This window comes from Pararhodobacter sp., assembly GCF_034676075.1.
Lineage (GTDB): Bacteria > Pseudomonadota > Alphaproteobacteria > Rhodobacterales > Rhodobacteraceae > Pararhodobacter.
Window position 1 is genome coordinate 16,771 of record NZ_JAUCCQ010000034.1, and the last position, 17,095, is coordinate 33,865.

General features: G+C 68.0%; 15 protein-coding genes. 2 read left to right on the forward strand and 13 right to left on the reverse strand.

Going from position 1 to position 17,095, the window contains the following annotated elements; translation table 11 throughout:
* Positions 1-9: 9 nt before the first annotated feature.
* The 7 genes from VDQ18_RS11565 to VDQ18_RS11595 all read right to left on the reverse strand — a co-directional run bounded on the left by VDQ18_RS11565 (position 10) and on the right by VDQ18_RS11595 (position 6,935).
* The gene (locus tag VDQ18_RS11565; RefSeq protein ID WP_323021090.1) at positions 10-531 is read right to left on the reverse strand and encodes a sarcosine oxidase subunit gamma; all 522 of its coding nucleotides are present in this window, start codon (positions 529-531) and stop codon (positions 10-12) included.
* On the reverse strand, positions 524-3,448 hold the full coding sequence (locus tag VDQ18_RS11570) for a sarcosine oxidase subunit alpha family protein (protein WP_323021091.1): 2,925 nt from the start codon (positions 3,446-3,448) through the stop codon (positions 524-526). Before VDQ18_RS11570 ends, VDQ18_RS11565 begins: the two co-directional genes overlap by 8 nt.
* The gene (locus VDQ18_RS11575) at positions 3,445-3,705 is read right to left on the reverse strand and encodes a sarcosine oxidase subunit delta (protein ID WP_323021092.1); all 261 of its coding nucleotides are present in this window, start codon (positions 3,703-3,705) and stop codon (positions 3,445-3,447) included. Before VDQ18_RS11575 ends, VDQ18_RS11570 begins: the two co-directional genes overlap by 4 nt.
* Before the next feature lie 47 nt (positions 3,706-3,752).
* Entirely contained in the window at positions 3,753-4,661 is a 909-nt protein-coding gene (locus VDQ18_RS11580; protein ID WP_323021093.1) for a hypothetical protein, read from the reverse strand.
* Position 4,662: 1 nt separating this feature from the next.
* The gene (locus VDQ18_RS11585) at positions 4,663-5,157 is read right to left on the reverse strand and encodes a hypothetical protein (RefSeq protein WP_323021094.1); all 495 of its coding nucleotides are present in this window, start codon (positions 5,155-5,157) and stop codon (positions 4,663-4,665) included.
* Positions 5,120-6,373 (reverse strand): sarcosine oxidase subunit beta family protein, encoded by a 1,254-nt coding sequence (locus VDQ18_RS11590; RefSeq protein ID WP_323021095.1) that lies wholly within the window; start codon positions 6,371-6,373, stop codon positions 5,120-5,122. Before VDQ18_RS11590 ends, VDQ18_RS11585 begins: the two co-directional genes overlap by 38 nt.
* Positions 6,374-6,476: 103 nt before the next feature.
* Positions 6,477-6,935, reverse strand: coding sequence for a helix-turn-helix domain-containing protein (locus VDQ18_RS11595; RefSeq protein WP_323021096.1), 459 nt, complete (start codon positions 6,933-6,935; stop codon positions 6,477-6,479).
* Between the two features lie 74 nt (positions 6,936-7,009).
* On the opposite strand from VDQ18_RS11595, the gene VDQ18_RS11600 reads away from it, so the two are divergent.
* Positions 7,010-7,624, forward strand: a complete 615-nt coding sequence (locus tag VDQ18_RS11600; RefSeq protein ID WP_323021097.1) for a cation transporter — start codon at positions 7,010-7,012, stop codon at positions 7,622-7,624.
* Between the two features lie 106 nt (positions 7,625-7,730).
* Here VDQ18_RS11600 and VDQ18_RS11605 read toward each other — a convergent pair whose 3' ends face one another.
* From VDQ18_RS11605 to VDQ18_RS11625, 5 genes are all read right to left on the reverse strand, one after another.
* A complete protein-coding gene (locus VDQ18_RS11605) occupies positions 7,731-9,815 on the reverse strand; it encodes an ABC transporter ATP-binding protein (protein ID WP_323021098.1) in 2,085 nt (694 codons plus the stop codon).
* A gap of 97 nt (positions 9,816-9,912) precedes the next feature.
* Positions 9,913-11,073 (reverse strand): ABC transporter permease, encoded by a 1,161-nt coding sequence (locus VDQ18_RS11610; protein ID WP_323021099.1) that lies wholly within the window; start codon positions 11,071-11,073, stop codon positions 9,913-9,915.
* A gap of 14 nt (positions 11,074-11,087) precedes the next feature.
* Positions 11,088-12,173 (reverse strand): ABC transporter permease, encoded by a 1,086-nt coding sequence (locus VDQ18_RS11615; RefSeq protein ID WP_323021100.1) that lies wholly within the window; start codon positions 12,171-12,173, stop codon positions 11,088-11,090.
* A 134-nt stretch (positions 12,174-12,307) separates the two neighbouring features.
* Positions 12,308-13,951 carry an ABC transporter substrate-binding protein gene (locus tag VDQ18_RS11620; protein WP_323021101.1) on the reverse strand — a complete coding sequence of 548 codons (1,644 nt, stop codon included), beginning with the start codon at positions 13,949-13,951 and terminating at the stop codon, positions 12,308-12,310.
* 202 nt (positions 13,952-14,153) lie between these two features.
* The gene (locus VDQ18_RS11625) at positions 14,154-15,386 is read right to left on the reverse strand and encodes a mandelate racemase/muconate lactonizing enzyme family protein (RefSeq protein ID WP_323021102.1); all 1,233 of its coding nucleotides are present in this window, start codon (positions 15,384-15,386) and stop codon (positions 14,154-14,156) included.
* Between the two features lie 122 nt (positions 15,387-15,508).
* Between VDQ18_RS11625 and VDQ18_RS11630 the strand changes: the two genes are divergently transcribed.
* Entirely contained in the window at positions 15,509-15,937 is a 429-nt protein-coding gene (locus VDQ18_RS11630; protein ID WP_323021103.1) for a GNAT family N-acetyltransferase, read from the forward strand.
* Between the two features lie 2 nt (positions 15,938-15,939).
* Here VDQ18_RS11630 and VDQ18_RS11635 read toward each other — a convergent pair whose 3' ends face one another.
* On the reverse strand, positions 15,940-17,019 hold the full coding sequence (locus VDQ18_RS11635) for a Zn-dependent alcohol dehydrogenase (protein ID WP_323021104.1): 1,080 nt from the start codon (positions 17,017-17,019) through the stop codon (positions 15,940-15,942).
* Positions 17,020-17,095 lie beyond the last annotated feature (76 nt).

The following is a 17,095-nucleotide window of genomic DNA, read 5'->3' on the forward strand; positions in this document are numbered from 1 at the left end:
CTGGATCGGTCAGAGCGCCGCGCGCGCCGCGACCGCCTTCATCGCCCCGCTCAGATCATGCACCAGCGTCCCCGCCATGGAGCGGAAGGCGGCGATCTGGAAGGCATCCTCGGCCGTCCGTACCAGCAGCACCGACAGGTGTTGCAGCACCGACTTGGCCGATGTCCCCACCGGGAAGGTTGATGCCCGCAGGTCCAGCGGGCAGAGCCGGGCCAGCACTGCCGTCGCGTCCCGCCCCTCCAGCGTCACCCAGACCCAGCCGTCGCTCTGATCGGTCACCGCCGCCAGCCCACCCAGATCGGGCGCCGGTCCGCCGGTCAGGAAGGCCGTCTCGCGCCCGGCCCAGATCAGGCGGCGCGCGCCGTCGGTGATGACCTGACCCGGCGCCGGGAATTGCAGGACCGCCGACAGGTCGCGGCCCGGATAGGGGGCGATGGCGGTGACGGGCCCGGGGTCGAAAGCCGCCAGCACCGCCCGGCCGATGGTCAGCGGCAGGCCGGTCACGGCCGGTGTTGCGATGAGATCAGCCACGCATCCGCCCTCCCTCTGCGTCGAAGAACACCGGGTCGCAGACCTCGACCAGCACCTTCCGGCCGCGCAGCCCATCGTCCAGCCGGATCACCTGCCCGTGCCGCGCCCGCCCGTCCTTGAGGAACCCGAGCCCCAGCCAGCAGCCGAGCGTCGGCGAGGGCGCGACCGAGGTGACATAGCCCTGGTTGTGCTCGCGCGTCGCCCGGTCGCGTTCGTTGTAAAGATGCGCGCCGGCGGACAGGACCTCGCCCTGATTGACCGGCATCAGCCCGACCAGCTGCTCGCGCCCGGCCTCGGTCAGGCCGGGACGCAGGCTCGCCGCCTTGCCGATGCAATCCTTCTTGGCCGAGACCATCTTGCCCAGCCCCACGTCATCCGCCGTGACCCGCCCGTGGATCTCGGCGTGCGTAATGAAGCCCTTTTCCACCCGCAGCACGTTCAGCGCCTCCATCCCATAGGCGCAGCCGTCCTGCGCATGCGCCGCCTCGACCAGCCGGTCGAACAGCGCCGCGCCATAGCGGGTGGGCACGGCGATCTCGTAACCCTGCTCGCCCGAGAAGGAGATGCGGAACAGCCGCCCCTGCACCCCGCCTACGGTGACGGGCGCGCAGCCCATGAAGGGCAGTTCCGCCTCGACCTCCAGCGCCTCCAGCAGCGCGCCCGCCTTCGGCCCGGCGATGCAGAATTGTGCCCAGCTTTCGGTGACGGAGGACATCCGAACATCCCAGCTGCCACAAAACGCCTGATGCACGAAATCCATGTGCCGCATGACCAGCCCTGCGGCGGCGGTGGTGGTGGTGACGAGGAAATGCTCAGGCCCCAGCCGGGCGCAGGTGCCGTCATCCAGCACGAACCCGTCCTCGCGCAGCATGAGGCCGTAGCGCACCTTTCCGGGGGCCAGCGTCGACATGGTGTTGGTATAGACGAAATCGAGAAAGCGTGCCGCATCAGCGCCTTGCACGTCGATCTTCCCCAGCGTCGACACATCGGCCACGCCGACATCCTCGCGCACCTGCCGCACTTCACGGTCGCAGGCCGTACGCCAATCCGTTTCGCCATCCCGCGGGAAATAGCTGGGCCGATACCAGAGCCCGGCCTCGATCATCGGCGCGCCCATGGCCCGGCTGCGGGCGTCCGAGGTCAGCAGCCGCCGCGGCGCAAAGCCTTCGGCCCGGCCGCCGGCACCCATGGCAGCGATGGAGACGGGGATGAAGGGCGGCCGGTAAGTCGTTGTTCCGGTTTCGGGAATGCCCTGTCCGGTCGCATCGGCCAGCACCGCCAGCGCCGCCACGTTCGAGGATTTTCCCTGATCCGGCGCCATGCCCTGCGTCGTGTAGCGCTTCATGTGCTCGACGCTGCGGAAGCCTTCCTGCGCCGCGAGTTTCACGTCTTTGGTCGTGACATCATTGGCGAAATCGAGCCAGGCCCGCCCGCCTGCATCCACCGCCCAGAGGGGGGCGATGCCATAGGGCGCATCCTCGGCCCCCGGCACCGGCACGTCAGGCGCGCGCAGGCCCAGATCGGCCAGAACCTCACCCGCAACCGCCGCACCATCCGCCAGACAGGCGGCGGTCGAGAAGCGGCCGCGCGCGGCGCCCGCCACCGACAGCCCCGGCACCGCACCGGCCTTGGGGACGAAAGCGGCAATGTTTTCATCCCATTGCGGGCGAGTGTTCAGATGGCATGTCAAGTGCAGCGTCGGGTTCCAGCCCCCGGCCAGCGCCAGCGTCCGGGCCTCGATCATCGAGATGCCGCCCTTGTGGCGCACCGCCACATCCTTCAACCCCAACCGCCCTCGGGTGCCCACGACCTCGGCCCCGGCATAGACCGGGAAATCCTCGGTCACCGGGATCGGCCGCGGATCGACATAGGCTGCGATTTCAATCCCTTGCGCGGTGAGGCTGCGCGCGGCAGCCAGCCCGGACTCGTTGTTCGAGAAGATCACCACCCGGCCAGGGTTCACGCCCCATTTGGCGAGCTGCCCGGTCAGGCCCGAGGCCAGCATCACCCCCGGCCGGTCGTTATCGGGATGCGCGATCGGCCGTTCCAGCGCCCCGGCCGCCAGGATCGCGCGCTTGGCCACGATCCGCCAGAAGCATTCGCGCGGCGCCTCCCCGGGCGCGCGGTGCAGGCTCACCCGCTCCAGCGCGCCGAAGGTGCCGTCGTCATAGGCGCCGGTCACGGTGGTCCGGGTCATCAGCCGGACGTTCTGCAGCGAGGCCAGCTCGGCTACCACCGAGGCCGCCCAATCCGGTCCCGCCTGCCCGCCGACCTCGGGCTGGTCGGCCAGCAGCCGCCCGCCCATCCGCACATCCTCGTCGGCGAGGATCACATCCACCCCGGCCCGCGCCGCCACCAGCGCCGCCATCAGCCCCGCAGGCCCCGCGCCGATCACCAAGAGGTCGCAATGGGCGAAGGCCTTCTCGTAGACCGCCTCGTCATGGCGCCCGGACAGCGAACCCAGCCCCGCCGCCCGGCGGATCGCCGGCTCATAGAGCTTTTCCCAGAAGGCGCGCGGCCACATGAAGGTCTTGTAATAGAACCCGGCGCTGAGGAACGGCGCCATCCAGTCATTCACCGCCAGCAGGTCGAAGGCCAGCGGCCCCAGATGGTTCTGGCTGCGGGCATCGAGGCCCTCGTAGATCTCCTGCACCGTCGCGCGCACGTTGGGGGTCTGCTGCGCGCCTTCGTGGATCTCCATCAGGGCCGAGGGCTCCTCGGACCCTGCGGTCATCACGCCGCGTGGGCGGTGGTACTTGAAGGACCGGCCCATGAGCCGCGTGCCGCTGGCCAGCAAGGCCGAGGCCAGCGTGTCCCCGGCAAAGCCCTCATAGCCTTTGCCATCAAAGGAGAACCGGACCGGGCGGGCGCGGTCGATCAGCAGGCCCTTGCCCGGGATGCGGTGGCTCTGGTTCATGCGCGGGCCTCCACCACCGGACGCGCGGACAGGACCTCATGCGTGACGGTGTTGCGCTCGACCTCCAGCCAGCTCTGGCAGGGGTCGTGATACCACAGGTCGCGCGTCACCCCGGCCGGGTTGTCGCGCAGATGCAGGTAGTCGTCCCAGGCCTCGAGCGCGGCGTCTTCGGCGGGACGGTCGAGGAAGACCGACGCCCCGTAATAGGTGAATTCGCGCCGGTCACGCGGGCCGCAGCAGGGACAGGGGATGCGCATTCTCTACTCCACCGGGCCTTGCCCGTCATTTCCACGCCCGCGCCGGGTCATTCCATGCCTCGGCAGGCATCGGGCGGCATGCGCTGCAACTGGTGCCGGGTCGGCGCGGGCCCCGGCAAGGCGATGTCGATATTGGCGGCCTCGGCCCCATAGAGCACGAAGCGCGAGGTCTCCAGCGCCAGCGCGTCCTCGCCCATCGGCACCACCATCAGCGCGCCCTCGTCGATGCCCGAACGGCAATAGCCGTCCCGCGCCGAGCACCAGATAGGCACCGCGATCCGTGCGCCGCCCATGCCTGCGGCCCGGGCCCGGCCGCTGTCGGGCAGCGTCACGCGGAAGGTGCCCTCGGCCTGCGGAAAGGTGAAACCGCTATCCGGGGCGCGCAGGTAAAGCCGCATGCCCAGCAATCCCTGGCCATGGCCGCTGTCGGAATAGGTCACGCCGTAGCAACCCGGCGCGGGCAAGGGATGCGGGCGCCAGAGGCTTTCGCACGCCTCGGCCGGGGCGATGACAAGCTGGTAAAGGGTCGTCTGCCCGTCGCGTTCCGCCAGATCGCTGGAGCCGCCACAGGAATCGCCCTCGCCCACCCGGAACCGCTCGGTCGACAGCCGCAGGCCGCCGTCGCCCGTCACTTCGGTGGTAAAGAGCCCGCCGTCGCATTCGACGTAGCAGGCGCCCTGCGCGTCGCAGATTGCGTATTGGCTCAGCACCCTGCCCGCCACGCCGTCGCGCGCCGCCTGCCCCTGCATCGCCATCCGCGCCTCGACAAGCGCCGCCGGGGTGTCGCCCGCGTCACCTTGGGTGAAATACCACAGCCGCAGCCCGGCGACGCCCTGTTCGGGATGCGCGGCCAGATGCGCGGCATCGTAGCTGCGCGCATAGCAGCCGGGCGGCGGCAGCTCGGCCATCACCGGCGTCGGCAGAAACAGCAGAAGCGGCAGCAGACGTCGCATCATCCTACCGCCCACAGAGCACGTCGCGGCTGCGGTACAGCCGGTAGGTGGTCGACTGGCCCGGCCCTTCGGACAGGTCCGACACCTCGGACGTGCCGTCGCAGGCATCCCCCCGGGCGATCCGCATGTAATCGGTGGTGATGTCGATGCTGTCGGCACCGGCGCTGCGCAGGGTGAAGCCGCCGCCGTCACAATCGACATAGCAGGGCTGACCGTCGAGGCACTGGCCCTCTTCGGACATGATCATGCCGCCAAAGCCCGAGGCTCCGGCGTGTCCTTGCCCGGCCAGCCTGGCGATCAGGCGAAAGCGCGTCCCCTCGCCGTCGCGCTGCAGCCGCAGCGAGACACGCTCCACCACCTGCCCCGGTTGCCCGGCCAGCTGCGCGGCCTCGTACTGCCGCGTGAAACAACCTTCGGGCCAGGTCTGGGCGGTCGCGGCGGGCGCGGCCAGCAGGGCGAGGCTAGTGAAGATTGTGCTGGGAACCCGTGCCTTCCTCATCCATCAATCCCCTGCCGGTGCGGAACCGGTCCAGCCGGAAGCGCGCTGCCACCGGATGCGGCGCCCCCGTTGCCATCAGATGCGCGAGGCACCAGCCCGAGGCAGGCACCGCCTTGAACCCCCCGTAATTCCAGCCGCAATTGACGAAGAGCCCCTCGGTATCCGTCTTGTCGATGATCGGCGAGCCATCAGGCGACATGTCCATGATCCCGCCCCAGGAGCGCAGCACCTTGGCCCGGCCGATCATCGGCATCAGGGTCATGCCCGCTTCCATCACATGCTCGACCATCGGCAGATTGCCGCGCGCGGCATAGGAGGCATAGAAATCGAGGTCGCCACCGAATACCAGCCCGCCCTTGTCCGACTGGCTGATGTAGAAATGGCCCATGCCGAAGCTGACCACATGGTCGATGACCGGCTTCAGCCCCTCGGTGACGAAGGCTTGCAGCACGTGGCTTTCAATGGGCAGCCGCATTCCGGCCATCGCCGCCACCTGCCCCGAGCGTCCGGCCGCGACCATGGCGACCTTCTTGGCCCGGATCGGCCCGCGCGAGGTCTGGACGCCGGTGACGCGGCCGTTCTCGATGTCGATGCCGGTGACTTCGCAATTCTGGATCAGGTCGACGCCGCGCTGATCGGCGCCCCGGGCATAGCCCCAGGCCACGGCGTCATGCCGGGCGCTGCCGCCCCTGGGGTGGTAGAGCCCCCCGTAGATGGGAAAGCGCGTCTGCTCGAAATCGAGATAGGGCAGATGCTTGCGCACCCCCTCGCGGTCCAGGAGGATCGCGTCATCCCCCTGCGCCAGCATCGCATTGCCGCGCCGGGCGAAGGCATCGCGCTGGCCATCGGAATGGAAGAGGTTGATGAGCCCCCGCTGCGAATGCATGACGTTGTAGTTGAGCTCGGATTCGAGGCCCTCCCACAGCTTCAGCGAATGCGAGTAGAATTCGGAATTGCCGGGCAGGAAGTAATTGGCGCGCACGATGGTGGTGTTGCGCCCGATATTGCCGCTGCCCAGATAGCCCTTCTCAAGAACCGCGATGTTCTTCAGCCCGTGGTTCTTGGCCAGGTAATAGGCAGTCGAAAGCCCATGCCCGCCACCGCCGATGATGAGGATGTCATAGCTGGGTTTCGGCGCCGGGTCGCGCCAGGCCGGGCGCCAGCCCCGGTTGCCCGACAGCCCCTGCGTGAAGACGCGAAACCCCGAATAGCGCATGCCCAGTCTCGTCCCCGGCCCAGTTCCGGGCCCGGTTGCGGACCCTGTCCGGGCCCCCTGCCCGGGCCTCCAGACAATCCTGTCCGGGAGAGGATGACAAGCCTCAATCCGACACGCCCGGCACGGCAGCGACCTCGGCGAGGCGCGCGTGATCGCCCGCGCAGAGCGCGTGATCGGCCAGGCTCTCGATGACGCGGCAATGGGCCGTGTCGCTGCCGTCGCAGGCGATCATCCGGGTCAGTTCGCCCTTGAGCGCGGTCAGCGCCGCGATCCGCCCCTCGACCGAGGCCAGATGCCGCCGCGCCAGCGAATCCGCCGGGGCGCAGGAGGTGCCGGGCTGGCCCTGAAGCGCCAGCAGATCGGCGATGTCCTCCAGCGGGAAACCCAGATCCCGGGCGTGGCGGATGAAGGCGAGCCGCCCGACCGCCGCCCCGTCATAGAGCCTGCGCCCGCTTTCGGTGCGCGGCGCCTCGGGCAACAGGCCCCGGTCTTCGTAGAAGCGGATCGTGTTGACCTTGACGCCGCTTTGGCGCGCCGCCTCGCCGATGGTCAGATCGCGCATGGCAAAACCCTCTTGCTTCTCCAGTCGCTGTAGGAAGTAAAGCCTGAGTCGGACCAAGACAAGGAGGGCCAGGAATGCCCCATGATCACGACCACGACCACGATTTCGACGGCGCCTCGCCCGCCTATCGCCGCGCACTGATCGCGGTGATCGTGCTGAACGGCGGCCTCTTCGGGGTCGAGATGACCGCCGGTGCCATGGCCGGCAGCCGGGCGCTGCAGGCCGACGCGCTGGATTTCGCCGCCGATGCGCTGACTTACGGGGTTTCGCTTTGGGCCATCGGGCGTCCCCTGGCGCTGCGGGCGCGGGTGGCGCAGCTGAAGGGCCTGTCGCTGGCGCTGATGGCCCTCGCCATCCTCGGACTCGCGATCCGCGACATGATGGCGCCGGGCGTGCCCGACGCCAGCGTGATGGGCGCCGTGGGCTTTGCGGCTCTCGCGGCCAATGTCGCCTCGGTCCTGATCCTGATGCGCTGGAAGGACGGCGATTCGAACGTGCGGTCGGTCTGGCTGTGTTCGCGGAACGACGCCATCGGCAATGTCGCGGTGATGGGCGCGGCGGTGATGGTCGCCTGGCTGGGATCCGGCTGGCCGGATCTGGTGGTCGCGGTGGCGATGGCGGGGCTGTTCCTGTCGTCCTCGGTGCAGATCCTCAAGCGGGCGGCACAGGAACGCGCGCACGCGCATTGAGGCAGAGGCGGGGGGCTGCCGCCCCTGGCCCCTGCAAAGGGCGGGGGGCTGCCGCCCCCCGCGCCCCCTTTGGAAACCCCGTGGATATTTGGGGAACAAAGAAGCCCTATTCGGCGGCGACCGTGAAGACGGGTTCCATATCGGCCAGGATCTCGGCCGAGAGGTGGCATTTGACCTGATGGCCGGCGCCCAGATCGCGCAACGGCGGCATCTCGGTCTCGCAGATCCCGCCCGGGACCTGAGATTTCCAGCGGCAGCGGGTCTGGAACGGGCAGCCGGGCGGCGGGTTCATCGCCGAGGGGATGTCCCCCTCAAGCACGATGCGCTTCTTCTCGATCCTGGTGTCGGCGATCGGGACCGCGGACAGCAGCGCCTCGGTATAGGGGTGATAGGGCGGCGCGAAGACCTGATCGGTGGTCCCCAGTTCCACCACATGGCCCAGATACATCACCAGCACCCGGTCGCTGAGATAGCGCACGATGCTCAGGTCATGGCTGATGAACAGCAGCGTGGTGCGGTTCTTGCGCTGGATGTCCATCAACAGTTCGGTGACGGCGGCCTGCACCGAGACATCGAGCGCAGAAACCGGCTCATCGGCGATCACCACCTTGGCGTTGCCGGCAAAGGCCCGGGCGATGCCGACGCGCTGCTTCTGCCCGCCGGAAAGCTGGCGCGGCATCCGCGTCGCGAATTCGCGCGGCAGTTTCACCAGATCCAGAAGTTCCAGCATCCGCTGCTGACGCTCGGCATCCGAGGCGCCCACCCCGAAGATCTCCAGCGCGCGGACGATCTGACGGCCCACGGTCATCGACGGGTTCAGCGTGTCGAACGGGTTCTGGAACACCATCTGCAGGGACGAGACGGTATCGGTGTTGCGATGCTGGATCGGCGTCGATTGCACGTTCTCGTCAAAGAGCATGATCTGGCCGTCGGTCGCCGTCTCCAGCCCCATCAGCACCTTGGCGAAGGTCGACTTGCCGCAGCCGGATTCGCCGACGATAGCCAGCGTCTCGCCCTCGCGGGCGTCGAAGCTGAGCGTCTCGTTGGCCTTGACCACCTTGGTATCGCCGCCCTTGAAGAGCGACGAGGCGGCGACTTCGTAGTATTTGCGCACATTCTCCATCGACAGCACCACCTCGCCGATATGCGAGCTGTCGTGCTGGACGCCTGCGGCGATGGGCGCGTGCCAGTCGATCTCGTCAAAGCGCAGGCAACGGCTGTCGTGGCGGGTGTCGCCCTCGACCGGGGCCATCGGGATCTCGGTCGCGTCGCAGCGGCCCTTCTGGAAATACTCGCAGCGCGGGCCGAAATTGCAGCCCCGGGGGCGTTCATGCGGCAGCGGGAAATTGCCCGGGATCGCCTTCAGGGGGCGCGAGCTTTTGTCGGCGCTGGGAAGCGGGATCGAACGGAACAGCGCCTGCGTATAGGGGTGGCGCATGCGGTCGAAGACATCGGTGATATTGCCGGTCTCGACCGCCTCGCCCGAATACATCACGGTGATGCGGTCGCAGACCTCCATCACCAGCCCGAGGTTGTGCGAGATGAACAGCATCGAGGTGCCGTATTTCGCGGCGAGATCATTGACCAGATCGACGATCCCGGCCTCGACCGTCACGTCGAGCGCGGTGGTCGGTTCGTCGAGGATCAGGAGCGCGGGCTTCGACATCAGCGCCATGGCGATGACGATGCGCTGCTGCTGGCCGCCCGAAAGTTGGTGCGGATAGGCGTCGAGGATGCGGTCGGGATCGGGCAGGCGCACATCGGCGATCAGCTGGCGGGCCAGTGCCCGGGCCTGCGATTTCGGCATCTTCTGGTGGATCATCGGCACTTCGGCCAGCTGGTCGCCGATCTTCATCGCCGGGTTCAGCGAGGCCATCGGCTCCTGATAGATCATGGCGATTTCGGAGCCGCGGATCTGGCGCAGCTCCTCCTGGTTCATCGCCGTCAGGTCGCGGCCCTTGAACTTGATCGTGCCGCCGACGATCCGCCCGTTGACCCCGAGGTCGCGCATCACCGCCAGCGCCACGGTCGACTTGCCGCAGCCGGATTCGCCGACGAGGCCCATCGCCTCGCCCTTCATGACCCGGCAAGAGAAATCCATCACCGCCGGGATCTCGCGCAGGCGGGTGAAGAAGCTGATCGACAGGTTCTCGATTTCGAGGATCGGTTGGGTTTCGTCCCAGGTGGTCATGCGGTCGCTCCCATGGCGGGCCGGGGAACCGGGGGTTTCACACCCCCGGACCCCCGTGGCGTATTGGCGGCAGAATGAAAGGCGGCGGGGCGGCCCATCAATCCCTCAGGCTTTCTTCGCGCAGGCCATCGGCCAAGAGGTTCAGGCCCAGAACGAGGCTCATCAGCGACAGCGCAGGCACCAGCGCCGGATGCGGATAGACGGTCAGCAGGCGACGGCCGGCGTTGATCGTCGAGCCCCAGTCCGGGCTTTCGGGGCTGACGCCGAGGCCGAAGAAGCCCAGCGTGCCGAGCAGGATCGTGGTGTAGCCGATGCGCAGGCAGAAATCGACGATCAGGGGCCCGCGGGCGTTCGGCAGGATCTCCCACAGCATGATGTACCAGGGCCCCTCGCCCCGGGTCTGGGCGGCAGCGACGTAATCGCGGGTCTTTATGTCGAGGGTGATGCCGCGGACGATCCGGAAGACGGTCGGCGCGTTGACGAAGACCACCGCGACGAAGACGTTCAGCAGGTTCGGCGACATCGACCAGAGGCCCACCGGATCGGCGTTGAACACGAGGCCCAGATAGGCCCAGGCGCCCACCGCCAGCACGATCCCGACATAGAGGTTGCGCTTGGCGGGCTGGGTGAAGAAGCGCGCGTTGAGGAGCACGGTGATGAAGAGGATCGGCACCAGGAACAGGATCCCGGCCATGACCCGGGGGATCGGCGTGTCCTGGATCTCGGGCGCGACCAAGAGGAAGAAGAGCAGGATCACCGGGAAGGCCAGCACCAGATTGGCGAGGAAGGTGAGCCCGGTGTCGAGCTTGCCGGCGAAATAGCCTGCGGGCAGGCCCAGCGTGATGCCGATCATGAACGAGATCATGGCGGCGAAGGGGGCGATGCGCAGCACTTCCCGCGCCCCCATCACCATGCGCGAGAAGACGTCGCGCGCCAGGCTGTCCCCGCCCAGGAGGTAATAGGGATAAAGGTCGCGCGGGTCGCGCAGCGCCGAGCCGGGGACCGCGTTGCGCATGCCGCTGACCTGCGAGAGCGAGTCATGGGTGACGATGAAATTGGCGAACAGCGCCACGAACAGCCAGAACATGACGATGCCGAAGCCGATCATGCCGACCGTCGAGTCGAAGAGCTTGCCGTAAAGGCCAAACCGGCGCTTGAAGCGGATGGAGAGCGCATAGGTCAGGACCAGCGCCACCCAGACCGGCAGCAGCTGCTGGGCGATGCGGGCGAGGATTTCGAACCAGCTCAGGGGCTCCATGGGCGGGTCTCTCCTTACGAAATCCGGATGCGGGGATTGAGATAGACATAGCCCACGTCAGAGATGAGCTGGGTGACCAGCACCACGACCACGGCCACGACCGACGAGGCGAGCAGGAGTTCGATGTCGTTGTTGACGGCGGCCTCGTAGAGGGTCCAGCCGAAGCCCGGGTAGCTGAACAGCACCTCGGAGATAACGACGCCGTTCAGAAGCCAGGGGATCTGCAGCATGATCACCGTGAAGGGGGCGATCAGCGCGTTCCTCAGCGCGTGCTTCACCACGATCTTGCCGAAGCTCACGCCCTTCAGCCGCGCGGTGCGGATGTATTGCTGGGTCATCACCTCGGTCATCGAGGCGCGGGTGATGCGGGCGACATAGCCCATGCCGTAAAGGGCGATGGTCAGGACCGGCAGGGTGAAGTTCGACAGCGTGATCTCTTCCAGCGCCGAGCGGGCATTGCCCTGGAAGAGGACCGGCCCGTCGATCCAGCCCCAGCTGACCAGCAAGGGCGAAAGCCCGACGGTCGAGGAGGCCAGCAGCGCGATCAGCAAGACGCCCGAGACATATTCCGGCGTCGCGGTCGAGGCGATGGCGACGGTCGACAGCGCCCGGTCGGTCCGTGACCCCTCGCGCATCCCTGCAAGGATGCCGACGATCAGCGCCATCGGCACCATCACCGCCAGCACCCAGAGCATCAGGAGCCCGGTGGCCCCCAGCCGCGCGCCCAGCACATCGACCACCTGGGCCCGGAAGCGGGTGGAAAAGCCCCATTCGCCCTGCAGGATGCCGCAGCGCTGGCCCGCGGCCTCGGGCGTGTCGCGCAGCGCCACGCAGCGCCCGGTCACGGTGCCGCTGTCGTCGGTGCGCACCCAGCCGGGCAGCACGCCCAGCCATTCGCCATAGCGCACCAGCATGGGCGAGGCGTAGCCGTTCCTCTCCAGCCATCGGTCGACCTCGGCATCGGTCATCCGGCTGCCGGCCTGGGTCTTGGCCAGCGTTTCCAGCTTGGCCGGCATGTTGGTCAGCGCGAAGACGATGAAGGTCAGGCACAGCGCCGTGACCAGCATCAGCCCGATGCGCCGGAAGAGGAAGAGCAACATGGCGTCTCCTGTGGCGGGTCGCAGCGTATGGGCTCACGCCCCTCGGCCGCGGCGGCGAAGGATGACCGGAAAACCCGGGAACGGACCGATGAAGGCGAGCGGGGCGCGCCTTTCGGCACGCCCCGCAGTCCGGCTCACGAGAGCCAGTACTTCACGTAATCGACAACGAAGGTCGGGTGCATCTCGGCGCCATGGACGTTGGGCCGGGCGTTGCGGAAGATCGAGCGCCAGTAGGGCTGGATGAGCACGCCCTCCTCCTGCATGATCTCCTCGAGCCGGTGCATCACCTCGCGGCGGGCATCGGCATCGGCGATGCCGTTGGCCTGATCGAGCAGCGTGTCGAATTCCTCGTTCGAGAAGGCCGCCTCGTTCCACGGCACGCCGGTGCGGTAGGCGAGGTTCAGGATCTGCACGCCGAGCGGGCGCATGTTCCATTCGGTGGCCGAGAACGGGTATTTCGTCCAGTCGTTCCAGAAGGTGGCACCCGGCAGGATGGTGCGCTTGATGTTGATCCCGGCGTCGCGGATCTGGGCGGCCACCGCGTCGCAGGTCTCGGCCTGCCAGGGCTCGTCGATCGAGATCAGCTCGAACTCGTAATCGCCGAGGCCCGCCGCTTCGATCGCCGCCCGGGCTGCCGCACCGTCCACCGTCAGGGCGGGCAGTTCGGCATATTCGGGATGGATCGGGCAGACATGGTGGTTCTCGGCCACGGTGCCGAGGTCGTTGTAGCCCAGCTCAAGGACGATGGCGTTCGACACGGCCAGTTGCAGGGCCTTGCGCACGTCCTTGTTGTTGTAGGGCTCGTTTTCCTGGTTGAAGCGCACGGCGATGGTCGCCGCGGTGACGGCTTCGGTCCGGGGCATGCCGATGGCATCGAAGATGTCGATGATATCGCCCTGCGCCTGGTAGTTGAGGTCGATCTCGCCCGATTCCGCCGAGGCGACCCAGGCGGCCGGGTCGGTGCCGAGGTCGATGAACTCGATCCGGTCCAGATAGGCGCCGTTGCCTTCGTTCCACCAGGTATGGTCGGCGTTGCGCTCGATCACGGCGCCGATGCCGGGCTCGTAGCTAATCGGCAGATAGGGGCCGGTGCCGATGGGATTGGCCACCGGATCGTCGCCGGTGAACGAGGGATGCATCACCGCTGCCGGATAATCGGCGACCGAGACCATCAGGGCGATGTCGGGCTGCGACAGGTTGATGCGGACGGTCAGGTCATCGACGATCTCGATCCCGCCTTCGCGCACGGTGTTGTTTTCCACCAGCGAGCCCATGCGGGTGGCCATCGAGTTGCCCTCGACCGAGCCATCGCACCAGCGCTCGAAGTTATGCGCCACATCGGCGGCGGTGAAATCGTCGCCGTTGTTCCATTTCACGCCCGGACGGACCCGCAGCGTATAGGTCTTGGCGTCGTCCGAGGCTTCCCAGCCCTCCAGCAGCACCGGCAGCAGGGTGCCGTCGCGCTGGTAATCGACCAGATATTCCAGCCAGCCGCGGCAGGCATTGGCCAGTTCCGACCAGTCCCAGGTGCGCGGATCGCGCTGGGCCTTGATCGCCATCTGCATCTTCAGCGTGCCGCCCATGGTGGGCGTCTGCGCCTGCGCGGCGCTCGGTGCGGCGAGGCCAATGAGGCCATAGGCGGCCGGTGCCGCAAGCCCCAGCGCGGTGGCGCGGGTCAGGAATTCGCGGCGGCTGAGCTTGCCCGCGCGGTAATCGCGCGCATAGACGTCTGCGGCCGGGTGAACGCGGTCGACGGCTTCCTGCGTAAAGTCTTTCATGAGAGTCTCCCTGTTGGCGCGGTTGATCGGCGGCGACGTTACGCAGCACCCCGGCTGGTGCTTATGCGGCACCAAGGACCCTGCATGCGCCGTCCTGTTTGCGACCCGTCCCCATCCAAACGCGACCCTCTCCGAATTACAACCCGAAAACGGGCGCTTCCGGTCCGGGGCGCAAAGGGGCCCGGACCGGAGAGTGCCGGGATCACTCGCGCGGGGCCCCGCCCTGGAAGGCATTCGCCACGCCATAATCGCAGGGCGCTTCCTGCATCTGCAGGTGGAGTGCGTCGCCCGAATAGGGATGCGCCCGGGCGAGCGCCTCGTCGAAATCAATGCCCAGTCCGGGACCGCGCGGCACCGGGATATAGCCGTCCTCGACACTCAGGCTGTGGCGGATCAGGGGCAGATGGAAGGTGCCGCCGGTCTGGATCGTCTCGACCAGCAGCAGGTTCGGCAGGGTCGCACCCAGCTGGATGTTCGCCGCCCATTCGACCGGCCCCGCATAGAGATGCGGCGCCACCTGCGCGCCGAAGGCTTCGGCCAGCGCAGCGATCTTCTTGGTCTCCAGGATCCCGCCTGAACGCCCTAGCGCGGGTTGCAGGATCGAGGCCCCGCCCGACCGGAGGAGCGTGCCGAACTCGGCCTTGGTCGTCATCCGCTCGCCCGTGGCCAGCGGAATGCGCACCGCCTGCGCCACCTGGGCGAAATCGAGCAGGTTGTCGGGCGGGATCGGCTCCTCGTACCAGAGCGGGCTGTAGGGCTCCAAAGCCTGCCCCAGCCGGATCGCGCCCGAGGGCGTGAACTGGCCATGAGTGCCGAAAAGGAGATCGGCGCGCTGGCCAACCGCCTTGCGGATCGCCGCGCACATCCGCACGCTCAGGTCGATGTCCCACAGCGCGGGCTGGTGGCCGCCGTGGATCGTATAGGGCCCGGCCGGGTCGAACTTGATCGCGGTGAAGCCCTGGTTCACGGCATCGAGCGCCGCCTCGGCCTGCATCTCGGGCGAGGTCCAGAACGAGGCCGCGTCCATGCCGTCAAGCGGATAGAGGTAGGTATAGGCCCGCAGCCGCTCGTTCATCAGCCCGCCCAGCAGCGCATGCACCGGCTGCTCCAGCGCCTTGCCCCAGAGGTCCCAGCAGGCCATCTCCAAGCCCGAGAAGGCGCCCATCACTGTCAGGTCCGGCCGCTGGGTGAAGCCCGAGGAATAGGCCCGGCGGAACATCTTCTCGACATTCGCAGGTGCCTCGCCCCGCATGTGCCGTTCGAAGACATCCTCGATGACCGCGACCATGGCCCTGGGACCGACCGAGGCCGCATAGACCTCGCCATAGCCCGAGATCCCGTTGTCGGCGGTCAGCTTGACGATCAGCCAATAGCGCCCGCCCCAGCCGGGCGGCGGCGTGCCGATGACGAAGACCTCCAGATCGACCAGTTTCATGTCCCGCTCCTCCGAAGCCACGTAGGATGGGCAATATTGCCCATCCTACCGGACCTGTCCCCCCTGACAGGCGCGGGACCAGCGGCTAGGATCGCGGCCTGCGCGTCCCCTGGGAACCCGTCATGCCCGCCCGTATCCTTGCCCCCGACGACCTCGCCCTGCTCCTCGGCACCGCGCCCGGCCTTTTCGACAGGCCGGTCGATCCGGCGCAGGCCAAGGCCTTCCTGACCGACCCGCTGCACCGCATGGCCGTGGTGACCGAGGGCGCCGAGATCCTCGCCTTCGCCTCGGGCACGATCCTGCTGCATCCCGACCAGCCGCCGTCCTTCTTCGTCAACGAGGTCGGCACGCGCGAGGCGCACCAGCGCCGCGGCCATGCGAAGGTCGCGCTTACCGCCCTGATGGACGAGGCCCGGGCGATGGGATGCCAGGGCATCTGGCTGGGAACCGAGGCCGAGAACACCGCCGCCCGCGCCCTCTACCGCCGCCTTGGCGGCGAGGAGGTGCCGTTCATCGGCTATGGCTGGGACGGCGCCTTCGACCTCGACTGACATCAGCGCTCCATGACGATGACATTGCGTCGGACATGGCCTTGCCGGGCATCGGCGATGGCCTCGTTGATCTCCTCGAACGCGTAGCGGCGGGTGATCAGCTCCTCGAGCTTCAGCCGCCCCTGGCGCCACATCTCGACCAGATAGGGGATGTCGCGCTGTACCACGGTCGCGCCCATGAAACTGCCGGTCAGCCGCTGGGCGGTGGCGGCGACGATCACCGGCTCCACCTCCATCCGCGCGCCCGAGGGTGGCATGCCGACCATCACCACCTGCCCGCCCTTGCAGGCGAGCGACGGTGCCTGATTGTAGGCGGCAATCGCCCCGACGGCGACAAAGACGTGATCCGCGCCGCCCTCGGTCAGCCCCATCACCGCCCGACGCAGGCCCTTCATGTCAGCCTTCAAGACGTTCGTGGCACCGAATTCCGTGGCCGCCGCCAGCTTTTCCTCGGCCAGGTCAATGGCGATGATCCGCCCTGCCCCGGCCAGCCGCGCGCCCTGAATGGCGTTGAGCCCCACCCCGCCCGCGCCGATCACCACCACCGACTCGCCCGCGCGGACCCCGGCGGTGTTGATCACCGCGCCGGTCCCGGTGATCACCCCGCAGGCCAGAAGCGCCCCCAGCTCCATCGGCAGATCGTCCGGCACTTTCGCCACCTGACTGGCATGCACCACGCACGCCTCGGCAAAGCCGCCGGTGGCGAGCCCGTGCTCGACGACCGTGCCGTCCGGCAGCTGCAGCACGCCATTGCCCCGGTCATAGGGCGCGGCGCAGAGGAAGGGCTTGCCGGTGCGACAGGCCCGACATTGCCCGCAGGAACGGATCATCGACACCACGACCGCATCGCCCGGCGCGAGTCCCCGGACCCCCTCCCCCAGCGCAGTGATCCGCCCCGCCGCCTCGTGACCATAGACTGCGGGCAACTGGCTGGCCCAGATCCCGTCGATATAGCCCAGATCGGAATGGCAGATGGCGACCGCCTCGATGGCGACCTGCACCTCGCCCGGCCCGGGCGCCCGCAGCACCACCTCCTCGATCGTCAGGGGTTCGCCAAAGGCACGGCACAGGGCAGCTTTCATCGTCGGATCTCCTTCTCCTGACCTGCCAGAGACCATGCTCCCTGCCGCCGGGCAACCCCTCCGTCGCGTCGCGAGG